Here is a 26,796-nt window from a genome sequence, read left to right as displayed (position 1 = left end):
CCACGCCACCTGCTGAAGGCTGATCTATTCCTCCATGTCGGAGCCTTCGGAAGTCGAGATGCCCATCTCTCCTCGATTGATTACCTCTTCCACGCCAAAGTCCATGCCCGTCTGTTCGAAGTAGCTGATCAGTCGTAGCAGGCTCTCTTCGGAAAACCGATTACCTCGAAAACTGATGTTCTCAGCGATTTCCACCGGCAGTTCCAGCACGTCGCCGGGGACTTCGGTGATGGCGTTGTCACTGAGGTCGGCCCAGTCCAGCTCTGTCATTTGCAGCAGGCCGTGCGGTATTTCGCTGATACCGGTGTCATTCAGCCGTACGGTCGCGAGCTCCGTCATCTGACTCAGGTCAGGCGTTTGTCCCAAGGGGTTGTGAGCCAGATCGAGATAATCGAGCTGTTCCATTCCCGCCAGCGCACTTGCCGATTCCGCTGACAGTCTGACCCGGCATTCAGGGATCGACAGCGTCCGCAGTTGCCCCATCTTGAACACCGCTTCAGGAATATTGCCCAGATTGCAGGCGCGAAGCCTGAGGCTTTTGAGTTTGGGGAAAGACTCCAGAAAATGCCCGGCGCGGGTCACTCCGTTCACGCTGAGTAACTGCAGCGATGTCACATGACTGAAGTCGGCGTTCAGGGTAGGCAGGTCGCCGTTGATGTAGGACTCGAAAACGAGGTCATAGGTGGGCTCCAGCGCCTCATTGAAATCATCCAGTTCGCTTTCATGCCGCCAGCACTGCTCCAGTGTCTGTTTGAACTGGTCGCGGTTCATGTGCTCGACAAATTGTTGTTGGGCGGTGAATGGTTCACCCGTCAACGGGTGTTGGGCCGGAAGGTTGGCGGTCCATGCCGCCAAGTCGTTGCTCAGTTGTGCCAACTCCGCTTCAAGGTTTGTCAGCTCGACCCGGCCGTCTGCCAGGGTGCCTGGCAATTCATAGACAAACTCGCTCGCCTGTTCGACCTCCAGGTTCGGGTACAGCGCCCTGACTCGGTTGATGTCCGCCTCTGGGGCGTAGATACCCAAATCGTATGAGCTGTCGAAGTAGTGATGCTTGATCAGTTGTCGGGCGTTATCCGAAAGCGGATTGTGCGTCAGGTGCAGTGCGTGTTTGGTGTACACGGGGCTTTCGAATAATTGCGAAGGCAGCTCACTGATCCTGTTGTGCAGCAGCTTGGCAGTATCAAGTTTAGGGTGGCGAACTACGCTGTCGGGAATATCGGTCAGACCGGTACGGCTCAAGTCCAGGTGAACAAGCTCAGGCATGGATTCGACACTGGGCACCATAGTGAACAGGTTCTGGTACAGATCCAGCATGACCAGTTTGTTCAATGAAGACAGCTTCGACCAGCTGGCTGCATCGAACCTGATTGCGCAATCGCTTAACACCAGCGCATCAAGGTCCGTCATTTGAGGAATGGCCTCGGGGAGGGTGGTCAGGGAAAAGCGTTTTAAATCGAGGCGACGCAAACTGTTGAAGCGCTGAAGAAACTCGGGAACGCCCTGCACAGCATGACTGCCTTCAAGGGACAGCAATGACACATGGGGGAAGTCGGCCGTCAGCGTCGGTAGATCGCCAAGAATCGGCTCGGCAAATCTGAGTGTGTAGCGCGGCGTGTCAATCGGGCCATCGAAGTCCCGCTCTGATTGTCGACGCCAGCTGCGCTGGATTTCCTGGGCCAGCAGCCTACGGTTGTGTCGAGCGGCCTGTTGTTCCAAATCGCTCAGAGGGGCCCGGGTTTGCGGGTGAACAGTGGGCGAGTCATCTATCCAGTTGTTCAGGTCCTGATGCAGTCGCGAGAGCTCGCTGGACAGGCGTGAGAGCTCCATGTGCGCGCCATCGGGATGCGTTTGTAACTGGAGAACAACAGACTGGAGTTCCTCCTCGGAAAGACTGGGATAAACCTCGCGAACACGGTCGTTGAGGGATGGCGTCGGGGCGTAACTGCGCCTGTAACCCTCTGTGCCGCCGGGCAAGCGCATGGTCGTCGGGTCGTAGAACGGTTTTCGATGGGGATTTTTTGCGAACAACTTGCGCAGTGCCGGTTGGTTCAATGCATGTTCGGCGATGCGTACTTTGAGCGACTGAGCATTTGCGATAGATGGGTTCAGCGCATTGCGCTGTGCTGGCGGCAGCACCTTAAAAAGTCCCTGATAAAAATCACCGGGCACTGACTCTCTGTCTTGATAAACCTGATAAGTGCCGTCTTCCGCGCGCACCAGTGTTTTCACGATCGGGGCATCGGACTGGCCAATGCTGTCGCGCACAAATCCGTCATGGGCATAATCCCTCACTTCAATACGCAGCTCGGCGGGAAAACCGGGCAGCGAATTCAGGCTTTGCAAGGCCAGTCGGTGGGTGTCGGTGTTGTCCAGAGCGTCGGAGTAAAGGCCTTCACAGGCTCTGGTTGCGCGTACGGCCTCCATGGCTTTGAGTGCTGCTTCCTTGAGCCGCTGGGGCGAGCGACCGTTGTGCAACTGGCGTAACTCGGTCCCGGTTGCATTGCTCACTAGCTCTTGCGCGACATCGGCCGGCAATCCATGCACGTCGTCGAGCAGTCGCTGGACCTGCGCGTTGCCGGCTTTCTCCTGCGCGCGATAGCGTGTATCGAACAGCGATTTGTGATGCTTCAGGGCAAGTTCGGCCGTTTGTTTTCTGAAGGCTTGTGTTTGGGTTTCCGGTGCCGGCATTGGCGTGTTGGCAGGCCAGTCGTCGTAGGTGGTCAGCAATTGGTGTTGCAGGATCAGATCGGCCTTGCGATAGCGCTCGGGTTGGTTGCTGCCGATCTGTTCGATAAAGGTTTCGATGTCCCGGTTGATCCTGAAGCGCTTGATCGTGTCTGTCAGCAGCGAAGGCGGGCGATAATGTTCGACATGCATTTCGCGCACTGCGTTGTCGTGGTAACCGCTGACCCGCAGGATCTGTTCGCGCTCGGCGTTGGTGAACGACTCGACGCTATGGCCGAGGCGGCGCATGACCTTTTCCCGGTCCCAGTTCAGCGGTTGCTCCAGTTCTGTGTGCCAGGCACCGTGGTTGTTATGCAGCAGAGGCGGCTGATAGGCATCAGTTCGGTTCGGATGCTCAATCTGAAATGTGCCTGACACGCGGTCGGGCTTCACGGCAAACAGTTTTTCCTCCAGTGGCAGCAGCATCTTGCCCTTGTTTTGATAGAGGCCGAGATGATCGGGTATTGCTCCTTCCGGCAAAATGAGTGCTCGTTCGTAAGGCTTGAGATCCGGCTTCCAGTAGCGGGTTTTTCCTTCGGGCGTTGTGACGGGTTTGAGTGGGTCGACAAGCGCAATAACTTCACGAGAGAGCAGATGGTTAAGGGTGCGGGCAGCGATGGCGCCGCCCACCGCAAATGTCCCCACCTGAACTACTGTTTCGACGAACGTCATCAGATGCCCGAACGCTTCTGTTTTAAGCCCTTCAGCCAGGTCCACTATGCCTTCGAAGGTTTCGTCGAGTAACTGGTAGGCCATGTAGCCCAGCATCAATTCGCCGAGAAACGGGACGAAAGGCAACGCAACGAATGTCGCGATTTCAAGGAGCGTTGAGGCCACTTTGCTGAAGGCATTCCACAATGCCCATCGCGCGTTGCTGTCGGCGGTGGCGGTGGAGACGGCAAGCGTGCTTGCATCGTTGAGGATCTTGTTCAGCTGTCGTTGATAGAGATGGTTCCACAGGTCTGCTCTGAACGGGATCGCCGAAAACCGCAAATCAGGCTTGTCGATGGGCGTTTCGCGCCAGCTCGGCAGTGGGTCGCCCTGTCGGTGTTGATGCCAGGTCACGCTCTGGAGGCGACGGTTGAGGTCCGCGAAAAAATGCCCTCTTTCCTTGTGGTCGACGAAACGACTGAAGAACGTTTGATAAGCGGGCGAGCGCAGTTTTCGGGTCAGCTCGGCCATGAACGCCAACGTATTCGGGTATTCCTTGAGAGGATGCTCTGGATCATCGGGAATGTAGGCAATGATCCGTTTTGCCGTGCGTGCGCGCTCCAGGCTCGCCGCGAAAACGACAATGCCGGTCAGCGAGGAGGACATCATTGTCAGGTCGTGGCCATATAGCGGCTGCCCATCCAGTCGAGCACCCGAACGCCCTTGCAGAATGCGCAGGATCGAGAGATGGGCATCCGCTGGAATATCCTTTCGGACTTGCGCCATCTGCAGCGCAGATTGGAGTGCTGTTTTGTGTGAGCCGATCACCTTCGTTTTCAACACCGCACCGGCCACCGGGTTGGAGAGCCCCAGATTGTCTTTGAGGTAAGCGTTGTACCGGGCGCCGATATCCAGTTCCCGGCATAACCGGACAAAGGCCGGGATAGTGAGCTTTTGCTTGACCGCCGGCAGCGTATCGAACTGCCCTGTGGGTGAAGGTTGGGTGATGAACGTCGAGGCTGACTCGTAAGCCCCTGCCGCTGTTTCCGATTCCTGAAAGTTATGCAGGGCGGCGTCGAGCATCGACACGGTCCAGGTGCGCGCGGCGCCAGACTTGATTCCGAAAAGCGCCACGGTCTGAGGGATGTACAGGCGCAGAAAGGTGGTTTTGACGTCCAGATTCAGGTCAAACCGGGCTTTCAGGGCGTCGCTCAGCAGCGGTTCGGCAAAGGCTTGCGCGCTTTGCAGCTTCGACAGCATTGAGTCCAGACGATTTCGATGGGTCCAGTGTTCCTGAGTGATCTTTTTCAGCGACTGGTGCTGCTGGGGTGTTGCGGTGGCATGCCAGTCCGGCGTCATCAGCGTAGCGGTCTTAAGGGCGCGGTGTGTGCTGGACGATGCTTCTAATACCCAGGCTGGCAGATTGTTGAACAGGTGATGGTAGTGATCGTCCGGCTGCGTAGCGGATTCACTGTCCCCAGTAGTGGAAAGGCGATCGTTCTCGTATCGGCTCATGCGCTATTCCCTTAGCGTTTTGGATGAGCCGCCAGCAAAACAGACGATGATCGGTTCCGTGCGGTACATATTTACCGCACCGCTCGACAACCCTGCCTATAACCTGTGCCGGCAGTTTAAACTGCGCCTTTGCGACGCTATATGTCGCATTGCCGTAAACCCGGCTGAAACCGGGGTTTGCGCTATAAGAAGTTGTCGCTTGGCGGCAAGGCCGGGCTGAAAACTGTCCTTACAATCCCCCCATCGCTCGCCAGTTTCAGGCGAGTGTTCCTCATCAGGAGACTCCGATGTCCGTTGAGCACGCTGCGGTACAACGCGCCGATTTCGACCAGGTAATGGTTCCCAACTACGCGCCTGCCGCTTTCATTCCTGTTCGTGGCGCCGGTTCCCGCGTCTGGGACCAGTCTGGCCGCGAGCTGATCGACTTCGCCGGCGGGATTGCCGTTAACGTATTGGGCCATGCGCACCCGGCGCTGGTCGCTGCCTTGACCGAGCAGGCGAACAAGCTGTGGCATGTGTCCAACGTCTTCACCAATGAGCCGGCCTTGCGCCTGGCGCATAAGCTGATCGACGCTACGTTTGCTGATCGCGCGTTCTTCTGCAACTCCGGGGCCGAAGCCAACGAGGCCGCCTTCAAGCTGGCCCGTCGCGTCGGTTTCGATCGTTTTGGCAGCGAGAAGTACGAAATCATCGCCGCGCTCAACAGCTTCCACGGCCGTACCCTGTTCACCGTGAACGTCGGTGGCCAGTCGAAGTATTCCGACGGTTTCGGTCCGAAGATCACCGGTATCACCCACGTGCCGTACAACGATCTGGCCGCGCTGAAAGCCGCCATTTCCGACAAGACTTGCGCTGTGGTTCTGGAGCCGATCCAGGGCGAGAGCGGCGTCATCCCGGCCGAACTCGAATACCTGCAAGGCGCCCGTGAACTGTGCACCGCGCACAACGCGCTGCTGATTTTCGACGAAGTGCAAACCGGTATGGGCCGCAGCGGCAAGCTGTTCGCCTACCAGCATTACGGCGTGACCCCGGACATCCTGACCAGCGCCAAGAGCCTGGGCGGTGGTTTCCCGATCGCCGCGATGCTGACCACCGAAGACCTGGCCAAACACCTGGTCGTCGGCACTCACGGCACCACGTATGGCGGCAACCCGCTGGCGTGCGCTGTCGCTGAAGCTGTGATCGACGTGGTTAATACCCCTGAAGTGCTGGCCGGCGTCAACGCCAAGCACGACAAGTTCAAGGCCCGTCTGGAACAGATCGGTAAGAAGTACGGCTTGTTCACCCAGGTCCGTGGTATGGGCCTGTTGATCGGTTGCGTGCTGAACGATGCCTGGAAAGGCAAGGCCAAGGACATCTTCAACGCCGCTGAAAAAGAAGGCCTGATGATTCTGCAAGCCGGTCCGGACGTGGTTCGTTTTGCGCCAAGCCTGGTGGTTGAAGACGCCGATATCGATGCCGGTCTGGATCGTTTCGAGCGCGCGGCGGCGAAACTGACTCAAGCCTGATTCATGCAGTGCTCCTCAGCGCCTATCGTTATAGATAGGCGCTGAGACAATTTTCCTGTGCCGGGCCTGCCCGGCATTTTTTTCCCCGAGTTGGCGCAAATCGCCAACCTGAAGTTAAGTAAGGAGTGACACCATGCTGGTGATGCGCCCCGCGCAAATGGCTGATCTGGGCGAGGTACAGCGTCTGGCTGCGGACAGCCCGATTGGTGTCACTTCCTTGCCGGATGACGTTGAACGCCTGAGCGACAAGATCGCAGCAAGCGAAGCCTCGTTCGCCGCCGAAGTCAGCTTCAACGGTGAAGAGAGCTATTTCTTCGTCCTCGAAGACACCGCCACCGGCAAACTGGTGGGCTGCTCGGCCATCGTTGCGTCGGCCGGTTATTCCGAGCCGTTCTACAGCTTCCGAAATGAAACCTTTGTGCACGCCTCTCGCGAGCTGAAGATTCACAACAAGATCCACGTGCTCTCCCAGTGCCACGACCTGACTGGCAATAGTTTGCTGACCAGTTTCTACGTGCTGCCGGAGCTGGTGGGATCGGCCTGGTCGGAGCTCAACTCCCGTGGTCGCTTGCTGTTCGTCGCTAGCCATCCGGAGCGTTTTGCCGATTCGGTGGTGACCGAGATCGTCGGTTACAGCGATGAAAACGGTGATTCGCCGTTCTGGGATGCCATCGGTCGTAATTTCTTCGACCTCAACTACGCCGCTGCCGAGCGTCTGTGCGGTCTGAAGAGCCGGACGTTCCTGGCCGAGTTGATGCCGCATTACCCGATCTATGTGCCGCTGCTGCCGGACTCCGCTCAAGAGGCGATGGGCCAGGTGCACCCACGGGCGCAGATCACCTTCGACATCCTGATGCGCGAAGGCTTCGAGACCGATCACTACATCGACATTTTCGACGGTGGGCCGACCCTGCACGCCCGTGTCTCGGGGATCCGTTCGATCGCCCAGAGCCGTGTAGTCCCGGTGAAAATCGGCGAGCCGGTCAAAGGCGCCGGTCGTCAGTACCTGGTGGCCAACGCCCAGTTGCAGGATTACCGCGCCGTTTTGCTTGAGCTCGATTACGCGCCGGGCAAACCCGTGACCCTGGATCTTGAAGCGGCCGAAGCCCTGGGCGTCGGTGAAGGTGCCAGCGTGCGCCTGGTAGCGGTTTAACACCCGCTGCTACGCCTGGCAAAAATGCTTGGAAAGAATGCCTAAAAAGCAGCGAGTTTCACGGGTGGCGCAAGCGGCCCGTTTGAGGAGATAGCATGATCGTTCGTCCCGTACGCAGCAGCGATTTACCCGCTCTGATCGACCTGGCCCGCAGCACCGGCACTGGCCTGACCACCTTGCCGGCCAACGAAGAGCGTCTGGCCCATCGGGTCGGCTGGGCCGAGAAGACCTTCCGCGGCGAAGCCGGGCGGGGCGATGCGGACTACCTGTTCGTGCTCGAAGACGATGACGGCCGCGTGGTGGGTATCTCCGCTATTGCCGGTGCCGTTGGTCTGCGTGAGCCTTGGTACAACTTCCGGGTTGGCCTGACCGTCAGCGCTTCGCAAGAGTTGAACATCTACCGCGAAATCCCGACGCTGTTCCTGGCCAACGACCTGACCGGCAATTCCGAGCTGTGCTCGCTGTTCCTGCACGCCGACTACCGCACCGGCCTCAACGGCCGCATGCTGGCCAAGGCGCGGATGCTGTTCATCGCCGAGTTCCCGCAGCTGTTTGGCAACAAGATCATCGCCGAGATGCGCGGTATGTCCGATGAAGCAGGGCGTTCGCCGTTCTGGGAAAGCCTGGGCCGTCACTTCTTCAAGATGGAATTCAGCCAGGCTGACTACCTGACCGGCGTGGGCAACAAGGCGTTCATCGCCGAACTGATGCCGAAATTCCCGTTGTACACCTGCTTCCTGTCGGAAGATGCACGCAACGTGATCGGTCAGGTTCATCCAGACACCGAGCCGGCGCTGGCCATGCTCAAAAGCGAAGGCTTCAGCTATCAAGGCTACGTCGACATCTTCGACGCCGGTCCTGCTGTTGAGTGTGAAACCGGCAAGATCCGCGCAGTGCGCGACAGCCAGGCACTGGTGCTGGCCATCGGCACGCCGGGTGACGACGCCACTCCGTTCCTGATTCATAACCGTAAGCGCGAAGACTGCCGGATCACTGCTGCTCCTGCACGTTTCGCCGCCGGTACGCTGGTGGTCGACCCACTGACTGCCAAACGTCTTCAACTCAACGCCGGCGATCAAGTGCGCGCCGTTCCGTTGTCCGCTGCCAGGGAGTCGAAATAATGAATTCGCTATACATCGCAGGTGAATGGCTGGCCGGCCAAGGTGAAGCCTTTCAGTCGCTGAACCCGGTCACCCAACAGGTGCTGTGGGCCGGCGAAGGCGCTACCACTGCTCAGGTTGAATCGGCCGTGCAAGCCGCACGCCAGGCATTCCCGAGCTGGGCCCGACGTACCCTGGAAGAGCGCATCACCGTGCTGGAGGCCTTTGCCGCCGCGCTGAAGAACAACGCTGACGAACTGGCTCGAACCATCGGTGAGGAAACCGGCAAACCTTTGTGGGAAGCGGCGACCGAAGTCACCAGCATGGTCAACAAGATTGCGATTTCGGTGCAGAGCTACCGCGAACGTACTGGCGAGAAGAGCGGCCCGCTGGGCGACGCCACCGCCGTGTTGCGCCACAAGCCACACGGTGTGGTCGCGGTGTTCGGGCCTTACAACTTCCCTGGTCACTTGCCGAACGGTCACATCGTGCCGGCGCTGCTGGCCGGTAACAGTGTGCTGTTCAAACCAAGCGAGCTGACGCCGAAAGTCGCCGAGCTGACGGTTAAATGCTGGATTGAAGCCGGCCTGCCAGCAGGCGTGCTGAACCTGCTGCAAGGCGCCCGCGAAACCGGTATCGCCCTGGCGGCGAACCCTGGCATCGATGGCTTGTTCTTCACCGGCTCCAGCCGCACCGGCAATCACCTGCATCAACAGTTTGCCGGTCGTCCGGACAAGATCCTCGCGCTGGAAATGGGCGGTAACAACCCGCTGGTCGTTGATCAGGTCGCAGACCTCGATGCTGCCGTTTACACCATCATCCAGTCTGCGTTCATTTCCGCCGGTCAGCGTTGCACCTGTGCGCGCCGCTTGCTGGTGCCGCAGGGCGCCTGGGGCGACACACTGCTGACGCGTCTGGTGGCGGTCAGCCGTACGATTGAAGTTGGCGCGTTTGATCAGCAACCAGCACCGTTCATGGGCTCGGTGATTTCTCTCGGCGCTGCGAAAGCACTGATGGATGCGCAGGAACATCTGCTGGGTAACGGCGCAGTAGCATTGCTGGAAATGACTCAACCGCAAGCTCAAGCCGCCTTGCTGACCCCTGGCATTCTGGACGTAACGGCAGTGGTTGATCGCCCTGACGAAGAGCTGTTCGGCCCGCTGCTGCAAGTGATCCGCTACGCTGATTTTGAGGCGGCGATCGCTGAAGCCAACGACACCGACTATGGCCTGGCGGCCGGTCTGCTGTCGGATTCCGAAGCGCGTTATCAGCAGTTCTGGCTGGAAAGCCGTGCAGGTATCGTCAACTGGAACAAGCAGCTGACCGGTGCTGCGAGCAGCGCGCCATTCGGCGGTGTCGGCGCCTCGGGCAATCACCGCGCCAGCGCCTACTACGCGGCAGATTACTGCGCGTACCCGGTTGCTTCGCTGGAAACGCCGAGCCTGACTTTGCCGACCGCTTTGACGCCTGGCGTGAAGATGACGTAACGCCCAATCGCGAGCAGGCTCACTCCTACATGATTTGTGTCTTACATAAAATGTGTGACACCACCGAACCTGTAGGAGCGAGCCTGCTCGCGATGGCCGCGACTCGGTCGCACTGAACAGTTAGTTACTGATGCCTATAACAACAGATTCTCGTGGAGCCTCGCTGATGAAATCCTATGAAGTCAATTTTGACGGTCTAGTGGGGCCGACCCATAACTACGGCGGTTTGTCCTACGGCAACGTCGCGTCCCAGAGCAATAGCCAGCAGTCTTCGAACCCGAAGGAAGCCGCGCTGCAAGGCCTGGCGAAAATGAAATCGCTGATGGAAATGGGCTTTCAACAGGGCGTGCTGGCACCTCAGGAGCGCCCGGACGTGGCAGCCCTGCGTCGTTTGGGTTTCAGCGGCACCGACGCTCAGGTGATCGAGCAGGCGGCTAAAGATGCGATGCCGTTGCTGGTGGCCAGTTGCTCGGCGTCGAGCATGTGGGTGGCCAACGCCGCCACTGTCAGTCCGAGTGCCGACACCGCGGATGGCCGTGTGCATTTCACCGCGGCCAACCTGAACTGCAAATATCACCGCAGCATCGAACACCCGACTACCAGTCGCGTGCTGGGGGCGATGTTCGCTGACCAGAAACACTTCGCTCACCACGCCGCCTTGCCGGCCGTGGCGCAGTTCGGTGATGAAGGCGCCGCCAACCACACCCGTTTCTGCCGTGAATACGGCGAAGCCGGCGTCGAGTTCTTCGTGTTCGGTCGCAGCGCATTCGACACCCGTTACCCGGCACCGCAGAAGTACCCGGCCCGCCAGACCCTCGAAGCCTCCCAGGCGGTCGCCCGCCTGCACGGCTTGAGCGATGACGGGGTGGTTTACGCTCAGCAGAATCCTTCGGTGATCGATCAGGGCGTGTTCCACAACGATGTGATCGCGGTGGGTAATGGCGAGGTGCTGTTCTATCACGAGGACGCGTTCCTCGACACCGAGCAGATGCTGGCCGAATTGCAGAGCAAACTCGCCAAAGTCGGTGGGAAATTTCAGTCGATCTGCGTACCGCGTTCCGCGGTCACCGTGGAAGACGCCGTTCGTTCCTACCTGTTCAATAGCCAACTGCTGTCGCGTCCTGACGGCTCGATGCTGTTGATCGTGCCGGAAGAATGCCGTGGCAACGAACGTGTCTGGCAGTACCTGCAAGGTTTGACCAGCTCCGGCGGCCTGATCCGCGAAGTGAAAGTGTTCGATTTGAAGCAGAGCATGCAGAACGGCGGCGGCCCGGCTTGCCTGCGACTGCGCGTCGCGCTCAACGAAACCGAACTGGCGGCCGTCAACCCAGGGGTTATCATGACGGCACCGTTGTACGGCACGCTGACCGAATGGGTCGACAAGCACTACCGCGACCGCATGACCGAAAACGATCTCGCGGACCCGCAATTGCTGCTTGAGTGCCGGACGGCACTGGATGAACTGACACAAATCCTTAAACTGGGCGCGGTTTATCCATTCCAGATCAATTGAACGTCGAGAGCGTAAAAAACATGAGCGATACCCTGCAGCTGATCCTTGAAGACACCGACGGCACGCAACTGGAAACTTCCTGCACCCGCGTCGCGGTCATGTGGCAAGGCAAAGAGCTGTGGATTCAGCAGGACGGCCGCGGCCAATTGCTGATCGGCGTGGACGTCGAAGAAGGTGACGCTGAGTACGCAAACCTGCTTTTGCGCCCATTGGCGACTAATCTGGTAAGTCTGCAACTGGAAATGGAACCGGCTGAAGTCGGTGACGAAGACCACGTGCACGGCCCGGATTGCGCACACGACCACTAAGGAAACCGCTCTATGCTCGCCCTCGGCAAACTGCTTGAACTGACCCTCGCCGGCCGCGAACCGGCGGAGAAGACTCAACTGACTGTCGAAGGCGTGCGCATGCGCTGGTTGAGCGAAGGTGCGCTGGAAGTCCGGCCACCTGAAGCTCGCGACAACGGCCTGGACCTGCTGCTATCGGCCGGCATCCATGGCAACGAAACAGCCCCGATCGAGTTGCTTGATCGTCTGTTGCATGACATCGCCCGCGGCGACTTGAAGCCGCGTACACGTATTCTGTTTCTGTTCGGTAACCCGGAAGCGATTCGCAAAGGCGAGCGTTTCATCGAGCAGGACGTCAATCGGCTGTTCAACGGCCGTCACGAACAAAGCAGCGGCTCCGAAGCCCTGCGCGCGTGTGAACTGGAGCGGCTGGCGGCGAGTTTCTTCAGCCTGCCGGATCGCAACCGCCTGCACTACGACCTGCACACCGCGATTCGCGGTTCGAAGATCGAGCAGTTCGCTCTGTATCCCTGGAAAGAAGGCCGTCAGCATTCACGCCAGGAACTGGCGCGTCTGCGTGCCGCTGGCATGGAAGCGGTGCTGCTGCAAAACAAGCCGTCCATCGTTTTCAGTTCCTATACCTACGACAAGCTCGGTGCCGAGTCCTTTACCCTCGAGTTGGGCAAGGCGCGGCCATTCGGGCAGAACGATGGGGTTAACGTCGATCTGCTGGAAACTCGCCTCAAACAGATTATCGAAGGCAACGAGCCAGCCCAGACCGAAGAGGCGCTGGACGGTTTGCAGCTGTTTAGCGTGGCGCGAGAAATCATCAAGCACAGCGATAGCTTCCGCTTGAACCTGCCAGCGGACATTGAGAACTTTTCGGAATTGGAAGTGGGTTACCTGCTGGCCGAAGACATCGCCCAGACCCGGTGGATCATTGAGGAGGAGGGTGCGCGGATCATCTTCCCGAACCCCAAGGTCAAGAACGGCCTGCGCGCCGGCATCCTGATTGTGCCGACTACCGACGAAAACCTCGCCTGAATTCAACACATTACAAATGTGGGAGTGAGCCTGCTCCCACATTTGATTTGAGTGAAGCCAAAGGCTTCACTCCAAACCACAGGTTTTGTGCTTACACGGCTACCGCACGTGGCTCGCTACGACGCAACGCACGCATCTTGTGCAGCGTATCCGCGCACGTCTTCGCCGCTTCCTGGCCTTTATGCACAAAGTGCTCGAAGAAGAATTTCTGATGTTCTTCGCCGGCATGGAAGTGGTGCGGGGTCAGGACTACCGAGAACACCGGCACTTCGGTTTCCAGCTGAACCTGCATCAGCCCGCTGATCACCGATTGGGCGACGAATTCGTGGCGGTAGATCCCGCCGTCAACCACCAGGCCCGCCGCGACGATGCCGGCATAACGACCGGACTTGGCCAGCAGCTTGGCGTGCAGCGGAATTTCAAAGGCGCCGCCGACTTCGAAGAAATCGATCTCCGATTCCTGATAACCCTGAGCAATCATTTCGGCCACAAAGCCCTTACGGCTCTGATCGACGATTTCCTTGTGCCAGCAGGCCTGGATGAACGCAACGCGCTCGCCCTGATGGTTTTTGCTTTTGCTATCGATTGCGGTGGGTTGCATGTTCTGACTCCTGTTTATGTAAAAAACAGGGCATATGAATCGAATGGGATTTAAGGGTACGCACGCTCGCACGAATGCCTGCGGACGGCCCTTTGGCGCCAATCCCGTTCTCTCTTCATCCGGACTATGACCGTCGGCCCCGGGATCACACCGGGTCTGCTGACCTTGCCGCCATCACAGCCATTGCCGTGCCTGTCGCCAAGCGCTCGCGGGCTATGCGCATTGCGCGCAATTACCGCCGGTGGGGAGTTGCACCCCGCCCTGAGAACGTTTTGCCGCCAGAATGTTTGGCGGCGAAGCGTTTTTAACACATATTTCTCACCTGTGCATTGCTGCTATCTGATGATTGCTATCAACTTTTTCGTCGGTTCAGGAAGCCTTTTCCTGCTCGAGGGTTGATTATTGGTCTGCATGACCGCAGTAATTCCTGATTGAAAGGGATTTTCCCTGCTTACCGAGGCCAGATTCATGAGTGTTATCGATCTTCGCAGCGACACCGTCACCCAACCGACCGCAGGGATGCTCGACGCGATGGCCACAGCGGCCACCGGTGACGACGTTTACGGCGAAGATCCGACGGTCAATCGACTGGAAGCCGAGCTTGCAAAGCGGCTGGGTTTTGCTGCAGCGCTGTTTGTTCCGACGGGCACCATGAGCAATCTGCTGGGCTTGATGGCCCACTGCGAACGCGGTGACGAATACATCGTCGGCCAGCAGGCTCACACCTATAAGTACGAAGGTGGCGGCGCGGCCGTGCTGGGTTCGATCCAGCCTCAACCGCTGGAGGTGCAGGCCGACGGCTCGCTGGACCTGGCGCACGTCGCGGCGGCGATCAAGCCGGATGACTTCCACTTCGCCCGTACCCGTTTGTTGGCGCTGGAAAACACCATGCAAGGCAAGGTTTTGCCGCTGGAGTATCTGGCGCGGGCTCGAAGCTTTACCCGTGAACATGGGTTGCAACTGCACCTGGACGGCGCGCGCCTGTACAACGCGGCGGTCAAATTGGGTGTCGATGCCCGGGAAATTACTCAGCACTTTGATTCCGTATCGGTCTGCCTGTCCAAAGGCCTGGGCGCACCGATCGGTTCGGTGTTGTGCGGTTCGGTCGAGTTGATCACTAAGGCGCGACGCCTACGCAAGATGGTCGGCGGCGGCATGCGCCAGGCCGGGATTCTGGCAGCAGCCGGTTTGTACGCGCTGGATAACCATGTTCAGCGTCTGGCGGATGACCACGCCAATGCGCAGTTGCTGGCCGAAGGCTTGCGAGCGGCGGGTTACGAGGTCGAGCCGGTGCAAACCAATATGGTTTATGTGCAGATGGGCGACAAGGCCGAGGCCATCAAGGCGTTTGCCGCCGAACGTGGGATCAAGCTGAGCGCTGCCGGACGTCTGCGTATGGTCACGCACATGGACGTCAGCCGCGCTCAAATCGAGCAGGTCGTCGCGACATTCGTCGAGTTTTCGCGCAACTGATAGCGTTAGCGGTCCAATTGACCGTTTCTATCGTATAAACACGCTGTACCCCGCGCGCAGGGCCGATATAATGCGGCCCTTTGCCGTCGCTTCGTCTGTTGACGTTTCGCACAGGCCTTTGGCCGCAGCCTCCGTGGAAGAACCTAATGAAAAGCGCAGAAATCCGTGAAGCCTTCCTTCGCTTCTTCGAAGAGCAAGGCCACACCCGTGTAGCCTCCAGCTCTTTGATTCCGGGCAACGACCCAACCCTGCTGTTCACTAACGCGGGGATGAACCAGTTCAAGGACTGTTTCCTGGGCCAGGAAAAGCGCGCGTACACCCGCGCAGTCAGCAGCCAGAAATGCGTGCGCGCCGGTGGCAAGCACAACGACCTGGAAAACGTCGGTTATACCGCCCGTCACCACACATTCTTCGAAATGCTGGGTAACTTCAGCTTCGGTGATTACTTCAAGCGCGACGCGATCACCTACGCCTGGAACTTCCTGACGTCCGACAAGTGGCTGAACCTGCCGAAAGAAAAGCTCTGGGTCACCGTCTACGCCAGCGATGACGAGGCCTACGACATCTGGACCAAGGAAATCGGCGTTCCGGCCGAGCGCATGGTTCGAATCGGCGACAACAAGGGCGCGCCGTATGCTTCCGACAACTTCTGGACCATGGGCGATACCGGCCCGTGCGGTCCTTGCACCGAGATTTTCTACGATCACGGCGCCGACATCTGGGGCGGCCCACCGGGCTCGCCGGAAGAAGACGGCGACCGTTACATTGAAATCTGGAACAACGTGTTCATGCAGTTCAATCGCACCGCCGATGGCGTGTTGCACCCGTTGCCAGCGCCGTCGGTCGATACCGGTATGGGCCTGGAGCGGATCAGTGCCGTGCTGCAGCACGTTCACTCGAACTATGAAATCGACCTGTTCCAGAGCCTGCTGAGCGCATCGGCCAAAGCCATCGGCTGCACCAACGACAATCAGGCGTCCCTGAAAGTTGTCGCCGACCACATTCGCTCGTGCGGTTTCCTGATTGCCGACGGCGTGCTGCCGTCCAACGAAGGTCGCGGCTACGTGCTGCGCCGGATCATTCGTCGCGCCTGCCGTCACGGCAACAAGCTGGGCGCCAAGGGCAGCTTCTTCTACCAGATCGTTGCGGCACTGACTGCCGAGATGGGCGAAGCCTTCCCTGAGCTGAAATCCCAGCAAGCGCACATCGAACGCGTACTGAAAGCTGAAGAAGAGCAGTTCGCCAAGACCCTGGAGCAGGGCCTGAAAATCCTCGAGCAGGATCTGGCCGAGCTCAAAGGCGATGTGGTGCCGGGCGACGTAGTGTTCAAACTCTACGACACCTACGGTTTCCCGATGGACCTGACCGGCGACATCGCTCGCGAACGCAGCCTGACCATCGACGAAGAAGGCTTCGAGCGCGAAATGGAAGCCCAGCGCGTCCGTGCCCGTTCCGCCAGCTCCTTCGGCATGGACTACAACAGCCTGGTCAAGGTTGATGTGGCCACCGAGTTCACCGGTTACAACGCCACCTGCGGTTCGGCGAAAATCGTTGGCCTCTATAAAGATGGCCAGGCGGTCGACGTATTAAGTGAAGGCGACGAGGGTGTGGTCGTACTGAACCAGACGCCGTTCTACGCTGAATCCGGCGGTCAGATTGGCGACTGCGGTTTCCTTCAGGTAGGCAACACGCGCTTTGACGTACGCGACACCACCAAAACCGGTGGTGCCTTCTTGCATCACGGCGTGCTGGACTCGGGAAGCCTGACCATCGGCGCGCCGGTAGAGACTCACGTTGATGCCGAAGTGCGTCACGCGACTTCGCTGAACCACTCGGCGACTCACTTGCTGCACGCGGCACTGCGTCAGGTGCTGGGCGATCACGTTCAGCAGAAAGGTTCGTTGGTCGACAGTCAGCGCCTGCGCTTCGACTTCAGCCATTTCGAAGCCATCAAACCTGAGCAGTTGAAGGCGCTGGAAGACATCGTCAACGCCGAGATTCGCAAGAACTCCGAAGTTGAAACCGAAGAAACCGATATCGAAACCGCCAAGCAGAAGGGCGCCATGGCGCTGTTCGGCGAGAAGTACGGCGACAATGTGCGCGTACTGAGCATGGGCGGTGATTTCTCCGTCGAGCTGTGCGGTGGTATCCACGCCAACCGTACCGGCGACATCGGCCTGCTGAAGATTATCAGCGAAGGCGGTGTGGCTTCCGGCGTGCGTCGTATCGAAGCGGTCACTGGCGCTGCGGCGCTGGCATACTTGAACGCTGCTGAAGAACAACTCAAGGAAGCGGCCAACCTGGTCAAGGGTAGCCGCGACAACCTGATCGACAAGCTGTCGGCTGTGCTGGAGCGCAACCGTCTGCTGGAGAAGCAGCTCGAGCAGTTGCAGGCCAAGGCTGCCAGCGCAGCGGGCGACGATCTGTCGGCTTCTGCCCTGGATGTCAAAGGCGTGAAAGTGTTGGCCGTGCGCTTGGACGGTCAGGACGGCAAGGCGCTGCTGGCGCTGGTCGATCAACTGAAAAACAAACTCGGCCGCGCAGTGATCCTGCTCGGCAGTGTCCATGAGGAAAAGGTCGTTCTGGTTGCAGGCGTAACCAAAGACCTGACTGGCCAACTCAAAGCCGGTGATTTGATGAAGCAAGCCGCTGCTGCAGTGGGCGGGAAGGGCGGTGGTCGTCCAGACATGGCGCAAGGCGGTGGTACTGACGCTGGCGCACTGGATGCGGCATTGGCCCTGACTGTTCCATTTGTAGAGCAGGGTTTATAAGGCAGTGTGTCCGGCCCGCAGTCTAGTGGCGGGCCGCAACGCTGTTTGAGTGATTATTTGGGCGCCCTTCATGGGCAGAGGCGGCTTTGAAATGGCTTTGATCGTACAGAAATTTGGAGGCACCTCGGTCGGCACTGTCGAGAGAATCGAACAGGTCGCCGACAAGGTTAAGAAGTTCCGCGAAGCCGGCGATGACCTGGTGGTTGTGCTGTCTGCAATGAGCGGCGAAACCAACCGTCTGATCGATCTGGCCAAGAAAATCAGTGGCGACGGCCAGCCAGTTCCTCGTGAACTGGACGTGATCGTCTCCACCGGTGAGCAGGTGACGATTGCACTGTTGGCCATGGCGCTGATCAAGCGCGGCGTGCCAGCGGTGTCCTACACCGGCAACCAGGTGCGGATTCTGACGGACAGTGCGCACAATAAAGCGCGTATCTTGCAGATTGATGACCAGAAGATTCGTGGCGACCTGAAGGCCGGTCGTGTGGTTGTTGTCGCCGGGTTCCAGGGCGTCGACGAGCACGGCAACATCACCACCCTTGGTCGTGGCGGTTCCGACACCACCGGCGTGGCGCTGGCGGCAGCCTTGAAGGCTGACGAATGCCAGATCTACACCGATGTCGACGGCGTCTACACCACCGACCCGCGTGTGGTGTCCGTGGCTCAGCGCCTGGACAAGATTACCTTCGAAGAGATGCTGGAAATGGCCAGCCTCGGTTCCAAGGTGTTGCAGATCCGTGCGGTGGAATTCGCCGGCAAGTACAACGTTCCGCTGCGCGTACTGCACAGCTTCAAGGAGGGTCCGGGCACCCTCATTACTATTGATGAAGAGGAAACCATGGAACAGCCGATCATTTCCGGCATCGCTTTCAACCGCGATGAAGCCAAGCTGACCATCCGTGGCGTGCCAGACACCCCGGGCGTTGCATTCAAGATTCTCGGCCCGATCAGTGCCGCGAACATCGAAGTCGACATGATCGTGCAGAACGTTGCGCACGATAACACCACCGACTTCACCTTCACCGTGCACCGCAATGACTTCCAGGCCGCGCAAACCGTGCTGGAAAACACCGCTCGCGAGATCGGTGCCCGTGAAGTCGTTGGCGACATCAAGATTGCCAAGGTGTCGATCGTCGGTGTCGGCATGCGCTCCCACGCAGGTGTGGCCAGCCGCATGTTCGAATCGTTGGCGAAGGAAAGCATCAACATCCAGATGATCTCGACCTCGGAAATCAAAGTCTCCGTAGTGATCGAAGAGAAGTACCTGGAACTGGCTGTGCGCGCTCTGCACACGGCTTTCGAACTGGACGCACCGGTCCGACAGGGCGAGTGATGCGTTAACCGAAGGGCGCGGTCTGACCGCGCCCTTTTGTTTTTTTGAATGGTGCGACCCGAGGCTGTTCTTTTGCTCGCGCTAGTCAATACTCAGGCATGTAGGGCTGCGATCGTTCCGGTTGTAGGTCGAGTGCCTTTTTTTTGCAGACTGTTGTCCCTGAAATGAAATGCGTGAGGAGAAAGGTATGCTGATTCTGACTCGTCGGTGCGCAGAAAGCCTGATTATTGGTGATGGCGAAATCACCGTGACCGTGCTCGGCGTCAAAGGAAATCAAGTGCGTATCGGTGTCAACGCCCCGAAAGAGGTTGCGGTCCACCGTGAGGAAATTTACCTGCGTATAAAGAAAGAGAAGGACGAAGAACCAAGCCATTAATTTTTATCGTTTTTTATGTTTGCAAACGGGGAAGAAGCTGGTTAATATACGCCCCGTGTTGCGGAGAGCTGGCCGAGTGGCCGAAGGCGCTCCCCTGCTAAGGGAGTACACCTCAAAAGGGTGTCGGGGGTTCGAATCCCCCGTTCTCCGCCATTATTTGCGTAGTACGTTGTAATCTGGCTTCTTCGGTAAGTTGTTGAAATTACTAGAAAAAGTGTTTGACATAGAGATTAGACGGCCTATAATGCGCGGCAACAAATGCACTCGTAGCTCAGCTGGATAGAGTACTCGGCTACGAACCGAGCGGTCACAGGTTCGAATCCTGTCGAGTGCACCATTTAAGAGTCATCTGCAGTAATGTGAATGACTTGGCTTCAACCAGTTGTGATCTGGTATAAAAACACAAATGCACTCGTAGCTCAGCTGGATAGAGTACTCGGCTACGAACCGAGCGGTCACAGGTTCGAATCCTGTCGAGTGCACCAAACAACAAAAAGCCCGCGTTTAACGCGGGCTTTTTGCCGTCTGGGATTTGGCTTTTCCTTTGGTGCATCCTCTCTCATCGAACTCGATGTTCGCGCTACGACCTCGCTTGTTGTCGTAGCGGTAGCTCATGGCCGAATTGCGAATATTGATCTTGTCTGGCTTGCCGAGGGCGCTCTCGACATCCTGCTGACTCATCCCGGCAACAACCCGCTGATTGATGATGGCTTCGCGGCGTTCTTTGGCGCTGATCAGGTCTCCACATTTGTCCTCGGTCTTGCCGACGACAGTCGGATCCCTCCTTTTGATTTTCATACCTGATGTTTCGCGATTCTCGGCCTCCGGCATGAGAGCGATCACGCTGCCCGGTGTGAAGGTGCGGGCATCCTGCAGCGAAAGGCTGTCTCCGGCCGTACAGCTCAACGTAGTGAAGGTAATGCGCCCGTCGGCCGCCTCGCAGCGGTGAACGGTCGTGGCAAGCGCCCAGGGCGACGGGCAGAGCAGGGTAATCAATAAAAAATAATAGGCATTCGATGGCATTAAACGTCCTCCATGACGGTCCATCTAAAGAGTAGTCGTTACATTTTTCAGTCGTGGTGTGTTTTCTTTTCAGGATGAGTCGTCGCAGTTTGATGGATCAGGCAGCGCTCAGGTTTGTCTTGCAAGCGCTTGTTTCAGCCACGATTTTTTAACGTTTTAAACCGTCGGGCGGTGTATCATTGCGCCCGTCAGCCCCGCCGGGGCTTGTGGAATACCTCCATGGACTTACCCAGTAGTTACTCAGTACCCCGTTTTTCCAATCATGAATTGACTGATTGATCCTTCCGGCGTGCCCCGCTGCTGGGAGTGGAGTTCGCCTATGTCTGAAGTTGAAGTAAAGAAAACGCAGGAAAGCTTGCAGGACCGCCTCGCTCAAGTTGTTGAGCTGCTGCAGCGTCAGCGGGTGGTCGAAGACCTGACTCACCGCCAGGAAGGTCCGCATCACGACCGGGTCGAGAACCTGGTTCACCGGCAAAACCTCGTCGAGTTGCAACGTAAGCTCGATGATCTGCACTCCGCCGACGTCGCCTATATCCTTGAAGCCTTGCCGCTGGACGATCGTCTGACGCTCTGGCAATTGGTCAAGGCCGATCGCGACGGCGACATTCTGCTCGAAGTATCCGATTCCGTTCGTGAAACGCTGATCGCCGACATGGACGATCACGAGCTCCTGGCTGCGGCCAAGGACATGGACGCCGACGAACTTGCTGACCTGGCCTCCGAGCTGCCGCGAGACGTCGTCCACGAGCTGATGGAAACCCTCGACGGTCAACAGCGTGAGCGCGTCCGCTCTGCGTTGTCCTACGACGAGGAGCAGGTCGGTGCGCTGATGGACTTCGAGATGGTGACGATCCGTGAGGATGTCAGTCTTGAAGTAGTTTTGCGTTACCTGCGCCGGCTCAAGGAGTTGCCCAGCCACACGGACAAACTGTTCGTGGTCGATTACGACGGCGTGCTCAAGGGGGTTTTGCCGATCAAGCGTTTGCTGGTCAACGATCCGGAAAAACAGGTTTCGGACGTCATGGCCAGCGACCCGGTGAGTTTTCACCCGGACGAGGACGCCTATGACGCTGCTCAGGCGTTTGAGCGTTACGACTTGATCTCGGCGCCTGTAGTCGACAAAAACGGCAAGTTGATCGGCCGTCTGACCATCGACGAAATGGTCGACCTGATTCGTGAGGAGAGCGAAAACGAAGTTCTCAACATGGCGGGTCTGCGTGAAGAGGAAGATATTTTTGCGTCAGTCTGGAAATCCCTGCGTAACCGTTGGGCCTGGCTAGCGGTGAACCTGATTACCGCGTTCATTGCATCCCGGGTGATCGGTCTTTTCGAAGGCTCCATCGAGAAATTGGTGGCGTTGGCGGCACTGATGCCGATTGTGGCAGGTATCGGTGGTAACTCAGGTAACCAGACGATCACCATGATCGTTCGGGCCATGGCGCTGGATCAGGTCAGTACCGGCAATACTTCGCGTCTGATGCGCAAGGAAATCGCGGTAGGTCTGATCAATGGCCTGGTGTGGGGTGGTGTGATCGGCGTCGTCGCCTATCTGCTCTATGGCAGTTGGTCTCTGGGGGTGGTGATGACCGCTGCCATGACGCTCAACCTGTTGCTGGCGGCATTGGCGGGGGTTTTGATTCCCATGACTCTGGCGCGGCTTGGCCGCGATCCTGCGATGGGCGCCAGCGTGATGATCACCGCCATGACGGACAGCGGCGGGTTCTTCATCTTTCTCGGGTTGGCGACGATCTTCCTGCTCTGACTTATCGACATTAGAAACCCGCCAATCGGCGGGTTTTTTTTGCCCGAATTTCAGGCAAAAAAAAGCCAGCGATTAAGCTGGCTTGAACTTTCGGATGAGATCAGGAAGCGTCTGCGGCCATTTCGGCATCATGCGCAATCAGCGAAACAAGTGCGTTCTGCTGGCGGTGGGAGAGTTGGCGGAAACGTTGCAGCAGTTCACGTTCGTGTAATGACAGCTCCGGGCTGTCCAGGCGCATGCTCAATTCTTCGCCCAGCGCGCCTTCTTGAATAAGGCTCTGCTCAAGGCGCGCGATGATTTCGGAGTTCATGCTGCGATGATGATTGCGAGCCACCTCGGCAATGCGTTCACGCATTCCGTCTGGCAGACGTACGACGAACTTGTCAGCCGTACGGCTGGAATAAATTGCCTGTTTCAATGGGCGCATATATTTAACCGGTTAGTTCAGGGGAGCGGTTCTCGGGATTGGCCGCAGGATGTCTGATAGGACAAGCGGTCTGGCCAAATGTTCAACCTGAATTGATAAAGGCTCGCATCATGCCTCAAAGTAGCCAGTTCGTTGGCGTCAATTCTGTGACAAATATTGAACTGGATAAAGGCGTTATGCCAGCACCAATTATCAGAAATGCGGACTGGTTTGAAAAGTTTGCGCTGGTCCGTATCACTGACGGCCTCCTCTTGCCCGACAGGTGATGTCCTGGGGCGGCTGAAGGCGCATGCTGTGTAGATTCGATCAGTGTTCCTTACTGGTACAGGATAGTGGCAATTGGCCGATTTACTAGGGGAAGACGTTCAGTGGGAGGTGATTTCAGGATGGATGGCAGGCTGATTTACTTGATGGGGCCATCTGGGTCCGGCAAAGACAGCCTCATCGAAGCCGCCCGAGAGGCGTTGCAGACGCTCAATTGTGAAGTGGTGCGTCGGGTTATCACGCGGTCGGCCGAATCAGTGGGTGAGGATGCGATTGGCGTTTCCAGGGATGAGTTCGAGCAGCGCAGAGTCGAGGGCGATTTCGCGCTGTGCTGGAACGCCAATGGCCTGGATTACGGTATTCCGATCGAAATTGATCAATGGCTCAATGAAGGTCGGCATGTCTTGGTCAACGGCTCTCGTGGCCATCTGGCTGAAGCGCTGCTCCGGTATCCAACGCTGTTGCCGGTTCTGTTGACGGTCAACGATGAAGTCCTGCGAGAGCGCCTGCTGCGTCGTGGTCGCGAGAGTATTACGGAGATTGAAGCAAGGCTGCATCGCAATGGGTTATTCGCGGCAGAGGGTTCAAACGGTGACACGCAGATTTATCGGCTCGACAATTCAGGTGAGCTGTCCACCACAGTTGCCAATTTGCTGGACTTGCTGAGGGTTAACGCAGTACCGGATCGAACTTGATCTTGCGCCCGGCAATCAGCGCCAGCACAAACAACGCACCGAACACGCCGCTGGCGATCGAGGGCAGGGTTAGGATCCTATCCTGGGCCACTGACAGATGAAGAATGCCGCTCAGTAAGGCGAGGATGAAAAACCCTGCGGCTGATTTGGACATGCGGTGTTCCTGATGGGGGGATTCAAAATACCAAACGTTCTGAAGACTGAGCCGGCACCAGAATGCCTTCCTGGCTCACTTCTTGGCTGACAGAGCTGCGTTGATCGCTCATTGCCGCCAGTTGAGGGGCCCGTTGCACCTGAAGGTAATGAGGCATGCGTTGAGCAACCGGCTCAACACCGCTCGCGGGGGAAAAATGAAAGCCCAACAGAATCGCCAGAGCGATCGCGATCGAGAGTAAAAGGGCGCTGTTCATGAGGCTTGCCTCCGTTGTTCTTCGAGAACAGCTGAAGCAGCTCGCATGCCAAGAGTCTAACGGTAGTTAAATCCTTTAAAAACAACGGATTAAGATATTTTGCCGAAGTGTCTGCATTGCATTTTGCAATGATGGCCTTTTGCGGTGATGCAATTTGCACGGTAAACAAAGCCACGCTCCTGCGAGGCATCTGCCTACACTTAAAAAGCCCAACGGACGACATGACAAAAGCAGGCCTGCCCGTTAACATGCACGCCGTCCATCGCACCGCGTTTCTTTGTGGTCGATCTGTGTCTCAGTAGCTCAATTGGATAGAGCATCCCCCTCCTAAGGGGAAGGTTGGCAGTTCGAACCTGCCCTGGGACACCACATAACTAAAGGGCCTCTAGAAATTCATGACCCCTCCGACAAACCCTCATGGGTGTAGGGTGGGTGCAAGCGATTCCTTCAGGCATAAAAAAGCCCCGCTCAGATAAATCTGGCGGGGCTTTTTCATAACTGTTCCTTCTATATAAAGGAGGGGAATGGTAAGGAAAAGAATTTTTAGGCGGGGGTTGACCGCGTATTTTAATCCTGTATTATTCGCCTCCCGCTAACAAGCATATTGATGCTTGCCTAGTTTAAGTAATTGATTTTGTTGATAAAATCAGAAGCTTTTAAGGTTGCTACTTGAGGATGTGTGCTGTAGAATGCGCCCCTCGGTTGAGACGAAAGTTCTTAACCAACCGCTCTTTAACAACTGAATCAAGCAATTCGTGTGGGTGCTTGTGGAGTCAGACTGATAGTCAACAAGATTATCAGCATCACAAGTTACTCCGCGAGAAATCAAAGATGTAACCAACGATTGCTGAGCCAAGTTTAGGGTTTCTTAAAAACCCAAAGATGTTTGAACTGAAGAGTTTGATCATGGCTCAGATTGAACGCTGGCGGCAGGCCTAACACATGCAAGTCGAGCGGTAGAGAGAAGCTTGCTTCTCTTGAGAGCGGCGGACGGGTGAGTAATGCCTAGGAATCTGCCTGGTAGTGGGGGATAACGCTCGGAAACGGGCGCTAATACCGCATACGTCCTACGGGAGAAAGCAGGGGACCTTCGGGCCTTGCGCTATCAGATGAGCCTAGGTCGGATTAGCTAGTTGGTGAGGTAATGGCTCACCAAGGCGACGATCCGTAACTGGTCTGAGAGGATGATCAGTCACACTGGAACTGAGACACGGTCCAGACTCCTACGGGAGGCAGCAGTGGGGAATATTGGACAATGGGCGAAAGCCTGATCCAGCCATGCCGCGTGTGTGAAGAAGGTCTTCGGATTGTAAAGCACTTTAAGTTGGGAGGAAGGGCATTAACCTAATACGTTAGTGTTTTGACGTTACCGACAGAATAAGCACCGGCTAACTCTGTGCCAGCAGCCGCGGTAATACAGAGGGTGCAAGCGTTAATCGGAATTACTGGGCGTAAAGCGCGCGTAGGTGGTTTGTTAAGTTGGATGTGAAATCCCCGGGCTCAACCTGGGAACTGCATTCAAAACTGACAAGCTAGAGTATGGTAGAGGGTGGTGGAATTTCCTGTGTAGCGGTGAAATGCGTAGATATAGGAAGGAACACCAGTGGCGAAGGCGACCACCTGGACTGATACTGACACTGAGGTGCGAAAGCGTGGGGAGCAAACAGGATTAGATACCCTGGTAGTCCACGCCGTAAACGATGTCAACTAGCCGTTGGGAGCCTTGAGCTCTTAGTGGCGCAGCTAACGCATTAAGTTGACCGCCTGGGGAGTACGGCCGCAAGGTTAAAACTCAAATGAATTGACGGGGGCCCGCACAAGCGGTGGAGCATGTGGTTTAATTCGAAGCAACGCGAAGAACCTTACCAGGCCTTGACATCCAATGAACTTTCCAGAGATGGATTGGTGCCTTCGGGAACATTGAGACAGGTGCTGCATGGCTGTCGTCAGCTCGTGTCGTGAGATGTTGGGTTAAGTCCCGTAACGAGCGCAACCCTTGTCCTTAGTTACCAGCACGTTAAGGTGGGCACTCTAAGGAGACTGCCGGTGACAAACCGGAGGAAGGTGGGGATGACGTCAAGTCATCATGGCCCTTACGGCCTGGGCTACACACGTGCTACAATGGTCGGTACAGAGGGTTGCCAAGCCGCGAGGTGGAGCTAATCCCAGAAAACCGATCGTAGTCCGGATCGCAGTCTGCAACTCGACTGCGTGAAGTCGGAATCGCTAGTAATCGCGAATCAGAATGTCGCGGTGAATACGTTCCCGGGCCTTGTACACACCGCCCGTCACACCATGGGAGTGGGTTGCACCAGAAGTAGCTAGTCTAACCTTCGGGAGGACGGTTACCACGGTGTGATTCATGACTGGGGTGAAGTCGTAACAAGGTAGCCGTAGGGGAACCTGCGGCTGGATCACCTCCTTAATCGACGACATCAGCTGCTCCATAAGTTCCCACACGAATTGCTTGATTCACTGTAGAGGCGATGGACAATATATTAGATTGTCTGTTTCGTTAGAGTTTAGAAATGAGTATTCCACTATGAATATTGATTTCTAGTCTTTGATTAGATCGTTCTTTAAAAATTTGGGTATGTGATAGAAAGATAGACTGAACGTTACTTTCACTGGTAACGGCTCAGGCTAAGGTAAAATTTGTGAGTTGCTCTTAATTGAGTA

The 26,796-nt window shown here is 57.2% G+C and carries 19 protein-coding genes, 4 tRNA genes, 1 rRNA gene and 1 riboswitch; of the genes, 18 read left to right on the top strand and 6 right to left on the bottom strand.

All coding sequences use genetic code 11. The annotated features are described in order from the left end of the window. Positions 1-24 precede the first annotated feature (24 nt). Positions 25-4,890: a dermonecrotic toxin domain-containing protein gene (locus tag ABH912_RS13230; RefSeq protein WP_429510853.1), complete on the bottom strand. Its 4,866-nt coding sequence runs from the start codon at positions 4,888-4,890 to the stop codon at positions 25-27. A 287-nt stretch (positions 4,891-5,177) separates the two neighbouring features. Here ABH912_RS13230 and ABH912_RS13225 point away from each other — a divergent pair, with 287 nt between their 5' ends. From ABH912_RS13225 to astE, 7 genes are all read left to right on the top strand, one after another. Next, positions 5,178-6,398, top strand: coding sequence for an aspartate aminotransferase family protein (locus ABH912_RS13225; RefSeq protein ID WP_033056738.1), 1,221 nt, complete (start codon positions 5,178-5,180; stop codon positions 6,396-6,398). Between the two features lie 133 nt (positions 6,399-6,531). Beyond that, positions 6,532-7,551, top strand: coding sequence for an arginine/ornithine succinyltransferase subunit alpha (aruF, locus tag ABH912_RS13220; protein ID WP_008154316.1), 1,020 nt, complete (start codon positions 6,532-6,534; stop codon positions 7,549-7,551). 95 nt (positions 7,552-7,646) lie between these two features. Next, positions 7,647-8,672 (top strand): arginine N-succinyltransferase, encoded by a 1,026-nt coding sequence (gene astA / locus ABH912_RS13215; protein ID WP_008154313.1) that lies wholly within the window; start codon positions 7,647-7,649, stop codon positions 8,670-8,672. Continuing rightward, complete coding sequence (astD, locus tag ABH912_RS13210; protein ID WP_429513102.1) at positions 8,669-10,138, top strand: succinylglutamate-semialdehyde dehydrogenase; 1,470 nt, start codon at positions 8,669-8,671, stop codon at positions 10,136-10,138. The genes astA and astD overlap by 4 nt, the downstream gene beginning before the upstream one ends. Positions 10,139-10,304: 166 nt before the next feature. After that, entirely contained in the window at positions 10,305-11,651 is a 1,347-nt protein-coding gene (astB, locus tag ABH912_RS13205) for an N-succinylarginine dihydrolase (protein WP_033056736.1), read from the top strand. Between the two features lie 20 nt (positions 11,652-11,671). After that, on the top strand, positions 11,672-11,959 hold the full coding sequence (locus ABH912_RS13200) for a hypothetical protein (protein ID WP_033056735.1): 288 nt from the start codon (positions 11,672-11,674) through the stop codon (positions 11,957-11,959). Between the two features lie 12 nt (positions 11,960-11,971). Continuing rightward, positions 11,972-12,982 carry a succinylglutamate desuccinylase gene (astE, locus tag ABH912_RS13195; RefSeq protein ID WP_033056733.1) on the top strand — a complete coding sequence of 337 codons (1,011 nt, stop codon included), beginning with the start codon at positions 11,972-11,974 and terminating at the stop codon, positions 12,980-12,982. Positions 12,983-13,073: 91 nt separating this feature from the next. On the opposite strand, the gene ABH912_RS13190 is transcribed toward astE, so the two are convergent. Then, a complete protein-coding gene (locus ABH912_RS13190; RefSeq protein ID WP_007943897.1) occupies positions 13,074-13,583 on the bottom strand; it encodes a 6,7-dimethyl-8-ribityllumazine synthase in 510 nt (169 codons plus the stop codon). 102 nt (positions 13,584-13,685) lie between these two features. Next, positions 13,686-13,856, bottom strand: a riboswitch (FMN riboswitch). Positions 13,857-14,051: 195 nt separating this feature from the next. Between ABH912_RS13190 and ltaE the strand changes: the two genes are divergently transcribed. From ltaE to ABH912_RS13155, 7 genes are all read left to right on the top strand, one after another. Continuing rightward, entirely contained in the window at positions 14,052-15,056 is a 1,005-nt protein-coding gene (gene ltaE / locus ABH912_RS13185; RefSeq protein WP_429510852.1) for a low-specificity L-threonine aldolase, read from the top strand. A gap of 146 nt (positions 15,057-15,202) precedes the next feature. Next, on the top strand, positions 15,203-17,827 hold the full coding sequence (alaS, locus tag ABH912_RS13180) for an alanine--tRNA ligase (protein WP_429510851.1): 2,625 nt from the start codon (positions 15,203-15,205) through the stop codon (positions 17,825-17,827). 91 nt (positions 17,828-17,918) lie between these two features. Beyond that, entirely contained in the window at positions 17,919-19,160 is a 1,242-nt protein-coding gene (locus tag ABH912_RS13175) for an aspartate kinase (RefSeq protein ID WP_046045479.1), read from the top strand. Positions 19,161-19,347: 187 nt separating this feature from the next. Continuing rightward, the gene (gene csrA / locus ABH912_RS13170; protein WP_002554426.1) at positions 19,348-19,536 is read left to right on the top strand and encodes a carbon storage regulator CsrA; all 189 of its coding nucleotides are present in this window, start codon (positions 19,348-19,350) and stop codon (positions 19,534-19,536) included. A 62-nt stretch (positions 19,537-19,598) separates the two neighbouring features. Further along, positions 19,599-19,689: transfer RNA gene (locus ABH912_RS13165), tRNA-Ser, on the top strand. A 107-nt stretch (positions 19,690-19,796) separates the two neighbouring features. Continuing rightward, a tRNA-Arg gene (locus ABH912_RS13160) sits at positions 19,797-19,873 on the top strand. A gap of 71 nt (positions 19,874-19,944) precedes the next feature. Next, a tRNA-Arg gene (locus ABH912_RS13155) sits at positions 19,945-20,021 on the top strand. Between the two features lie 19 nt (positions 20,022-20,040). On the opposite strand, the gene ABH912_RS13150 is transcribed toward ABH912_RS13155, so the two are convergent. Further along, the gene (locus tag ABH912_RS13150) at positions 20,041-20,559 is read right to left on the bottom strand and encodes a cell envelope protein SmpA (RefSeq protein ID WP_429510850.1); all 519 of its coding nucleotides are present in this window, start codon (positions 20,557-20,559) and stop codon (positions 20,041-20,043) included. 319 nt (positions 20,560-20,878) lie between these two features. Between ABH912_RS13150 and mgtE the strand changes: the two genes are divergently transcribed. Next, positions 20,879-22,321: a magnesium transporter gene (gene mgtE / locus ABH912_RS13145; RefSeq protein WP_033056182.1), complete on the top strand. Its 1,443-nt coding sequence runs from the start codon at positions 20,879-20,881 to the stop codon at positions 22,319-22,321. A gap of 100 nt (positions 22,322-22,421) precedes the next feature. On the opposite strand, the gene ABH912_RS13140 is transcribed toward mgtE, so the two are convergent. Beyond that, positions 22,422-22,748, bottom strand: a complete 327-nt coding sequence (locus ABH912_RS13140; RefSeq protein ID WP_003178899.1) for an Arc family DNA-binding protein — start codon at positions 22,746-22,748, stop codon at positions 22,422-22,424. Positions 22,749-23,134: 386 nt separating this feature from the next. Here ABH912_RS13140 and phnN point away from each other — a divergent pair, with 386 nt between their 5' ends. Next, positions 23,135-23,707, top strand: coding sequence for a phosphonate metabolism protein/1,5-bisphosphokinase (PRPP-forming) PhnN (gene phnN, locus ABH912_RS13135; protein WP_429513100.1), 573 nt, complete (start codon positions 23,135-23,137; stop codon positions 23,705-23,707). Here phnN and ABH912_RS13130 read toward each other — a convergent pair. After that, complete coding sequence (locus ABH912_RS13130) at positions 23,682-23,861, bottom strand: PA3371 family protein (RefSeq protein WP_033056185.1); 180 nt, start codon at positions 23,859-23,861, stop codon at positions 23,682-23,684. The genes phnN and ABH912_RS13130 overlap by 26 nt on opposite strands. Before the next feature lie 22 nt (positions 23,862-23,883). Continuing rightward, a complete protein-coding gene (locus tag ABH912_RS13125; RefSeq protein ID WP_429510849.1) occupies positions 23,884-24,117 on the bottom strand; it encodes a hypothetical protein in 234 nt (77 codons plus the stop codon). A gap of 292 nt (positions 24,118-24,409) precedes the next feature. Between ABH912_RS13125 and ABH912_RS13120 the strand changes: the two genes are divergently transcribed. Both ABH912_RS13120 and ABH912_RS13115 read left to right on the top strand, forming a co-directional pair. Next, a tRNA-Arg gene (locus tag ABH912_RS13120) sits at positions 24,410-24,486 on the top strand. 519 nt (positions 24,487-25,005) lie between these two features. Continuing rightward, positions 25,006-26,542, top strand: a 16S ribosomal RNA gene (locus tag ABH912_RS13115). Positions 26,543-26,796: the final 254 nt, after the last annotated feature.

The sequence above is a fragment of the Pseudomonas sp. BT76 TE3572 genome, assembly GCF_050435365.1.
GTDB lineage: Bacteria > Pseudomonadota > Gammaproteobacteria > Pseudomonadales > Pseudomonadaceae > Aquipseudomonas > Aquipseudomonas fluorescens_W.
The sequence above is the reverse complement of the archived record's forward strand: the minus strand, read 5'-3'. Positions and strand labels throughout refer to the sequence as shown.

Excerpts from the sequence above, each read along its gene's own strand:
- astA (WP_008154313.1), top strand. The coding sequence starts at position 7,647 with ATGATCGTTCGTCCCGTACGCAGCAGCGATTTACCCGCTCTGATCGAC.
- ABH912_RS13130 (WP_033056185.1), bottom strand. The coding sequence starts at position 23,861 with ATGTCCAAATCAGCCGCAGGGTTTTTCATCCTCGCCTTACTGAGCGGC.
- ABH912_RS13150 (WP_429510850.1), bottom strand. The coding sequence starts at position 20,559 with ATGCCATCGAATGCCTATTATTTTTTATTGATTACCCTGCTCTGCCCG.
- mgtE (WP_033056182.1), top strand. The coding sequence starts at position 20,879 with ATGTCTGAAGTTGAAGTAAAGAAAACGCAGGAAAGCTTGCAGGACCGC.
- ltaE (WP_429510852.1), top strand. The coding sequence starts at position 14,052 with ATGAGTGTTATCGATCTTCGCAGCGACACCGTCACCCAACCGACCGCA.
- ABH912_RS13200 (WP_033056735.1), top strand. The coding sequence starts at position 11,672 with ATGAGCGATACCCTGCAGCTGATCCTTGAAGACACCGACGGCACGCAA.
- alaS (WP_429510851.1), top strand. The coding sequence starts at position 15,203 with ATGAAAAGCGCAGAAATCCGTGAAGCCTTCCTTCGCTTCTTCGAAGAG.
- astB (WP_033056736.1), top strand. The coding sequence starts at position 10,305 with ATGAAATCCTATGAAGTCAATTTTGACGGTCTAGTGGGGCCGACCCAT.
- csrA (WP_002554426.1), top strand. The coding sequence starts at position 19,348 with ATGCTGATTCTGACTCGTCGGTGCGCAGAAAGCCTGATTATTGGTGAT.
- ABH912_RS13140 (WP_003178899.1), bottom strand. The coding sequence starts at position 22,748 with ATGCGCCCATTGAAACAGGCAATTTATTCCAGCCGTACGGCTGACAAG.
- phnN (WP_429513100.1), top strand. The coding sequence starts at position 23,135 with ATGGATGGCAGGCTGATTTACTTGATGGGGCCATCTGGGTCCGGCAAA.
- ABH912_RS13125 (WP_429510849.1), bottom strand. The coding sequence starts at position 24,117 with ATGAACAGCGCCCTTTTACTCTCGATCGCGATCGCTCTGGCGATTCTG.
- ABH912_RS13175 (WP_046045479.1), top strand. The coding sequence starts at position 17,919 with ATGGCTTTGATCGTACAGAAATTTGGAGGCACCTCGGTCGGCACTGTC.
- ABH912_RS13190 (WP_007943897.1), bottom strand. The coding sequence starts at position 13,583 with ATGCAACCCACCGCAATCGATAGCAAAAGCAAAAACCATCAGGGCGAG.
- ABH912_RS13225 (WP_033056738.1), top strand. The coding sequence starts at position 5,178 with ATGTCCGTTGAGCACGCTGCGGTACAACGCGCCGATTTCGACCAGGTA.
- aruF (WP_008154316.1), top strand. The coding sequence starts at position 6,532 with ATGCTGGTGATGCGCCCCGCGCAAATGGCTGATCTGGGCGAGGTACAG.
- astE (WP_033056733.1), top strand. The coding sequence starts at position 11,972 with ATGCTCGCCCTCGGCAAACTGCTTGAACTGACCCTCGCCGGCCGCGAA.
- ABH912_RS13230 (WP_429510853.1), bottom strand. The coding sequence starts at position 4,890 with ATGAGCCGATACGAGAACGATCGCCTTTCCACTACTGGGGACAGTGAA.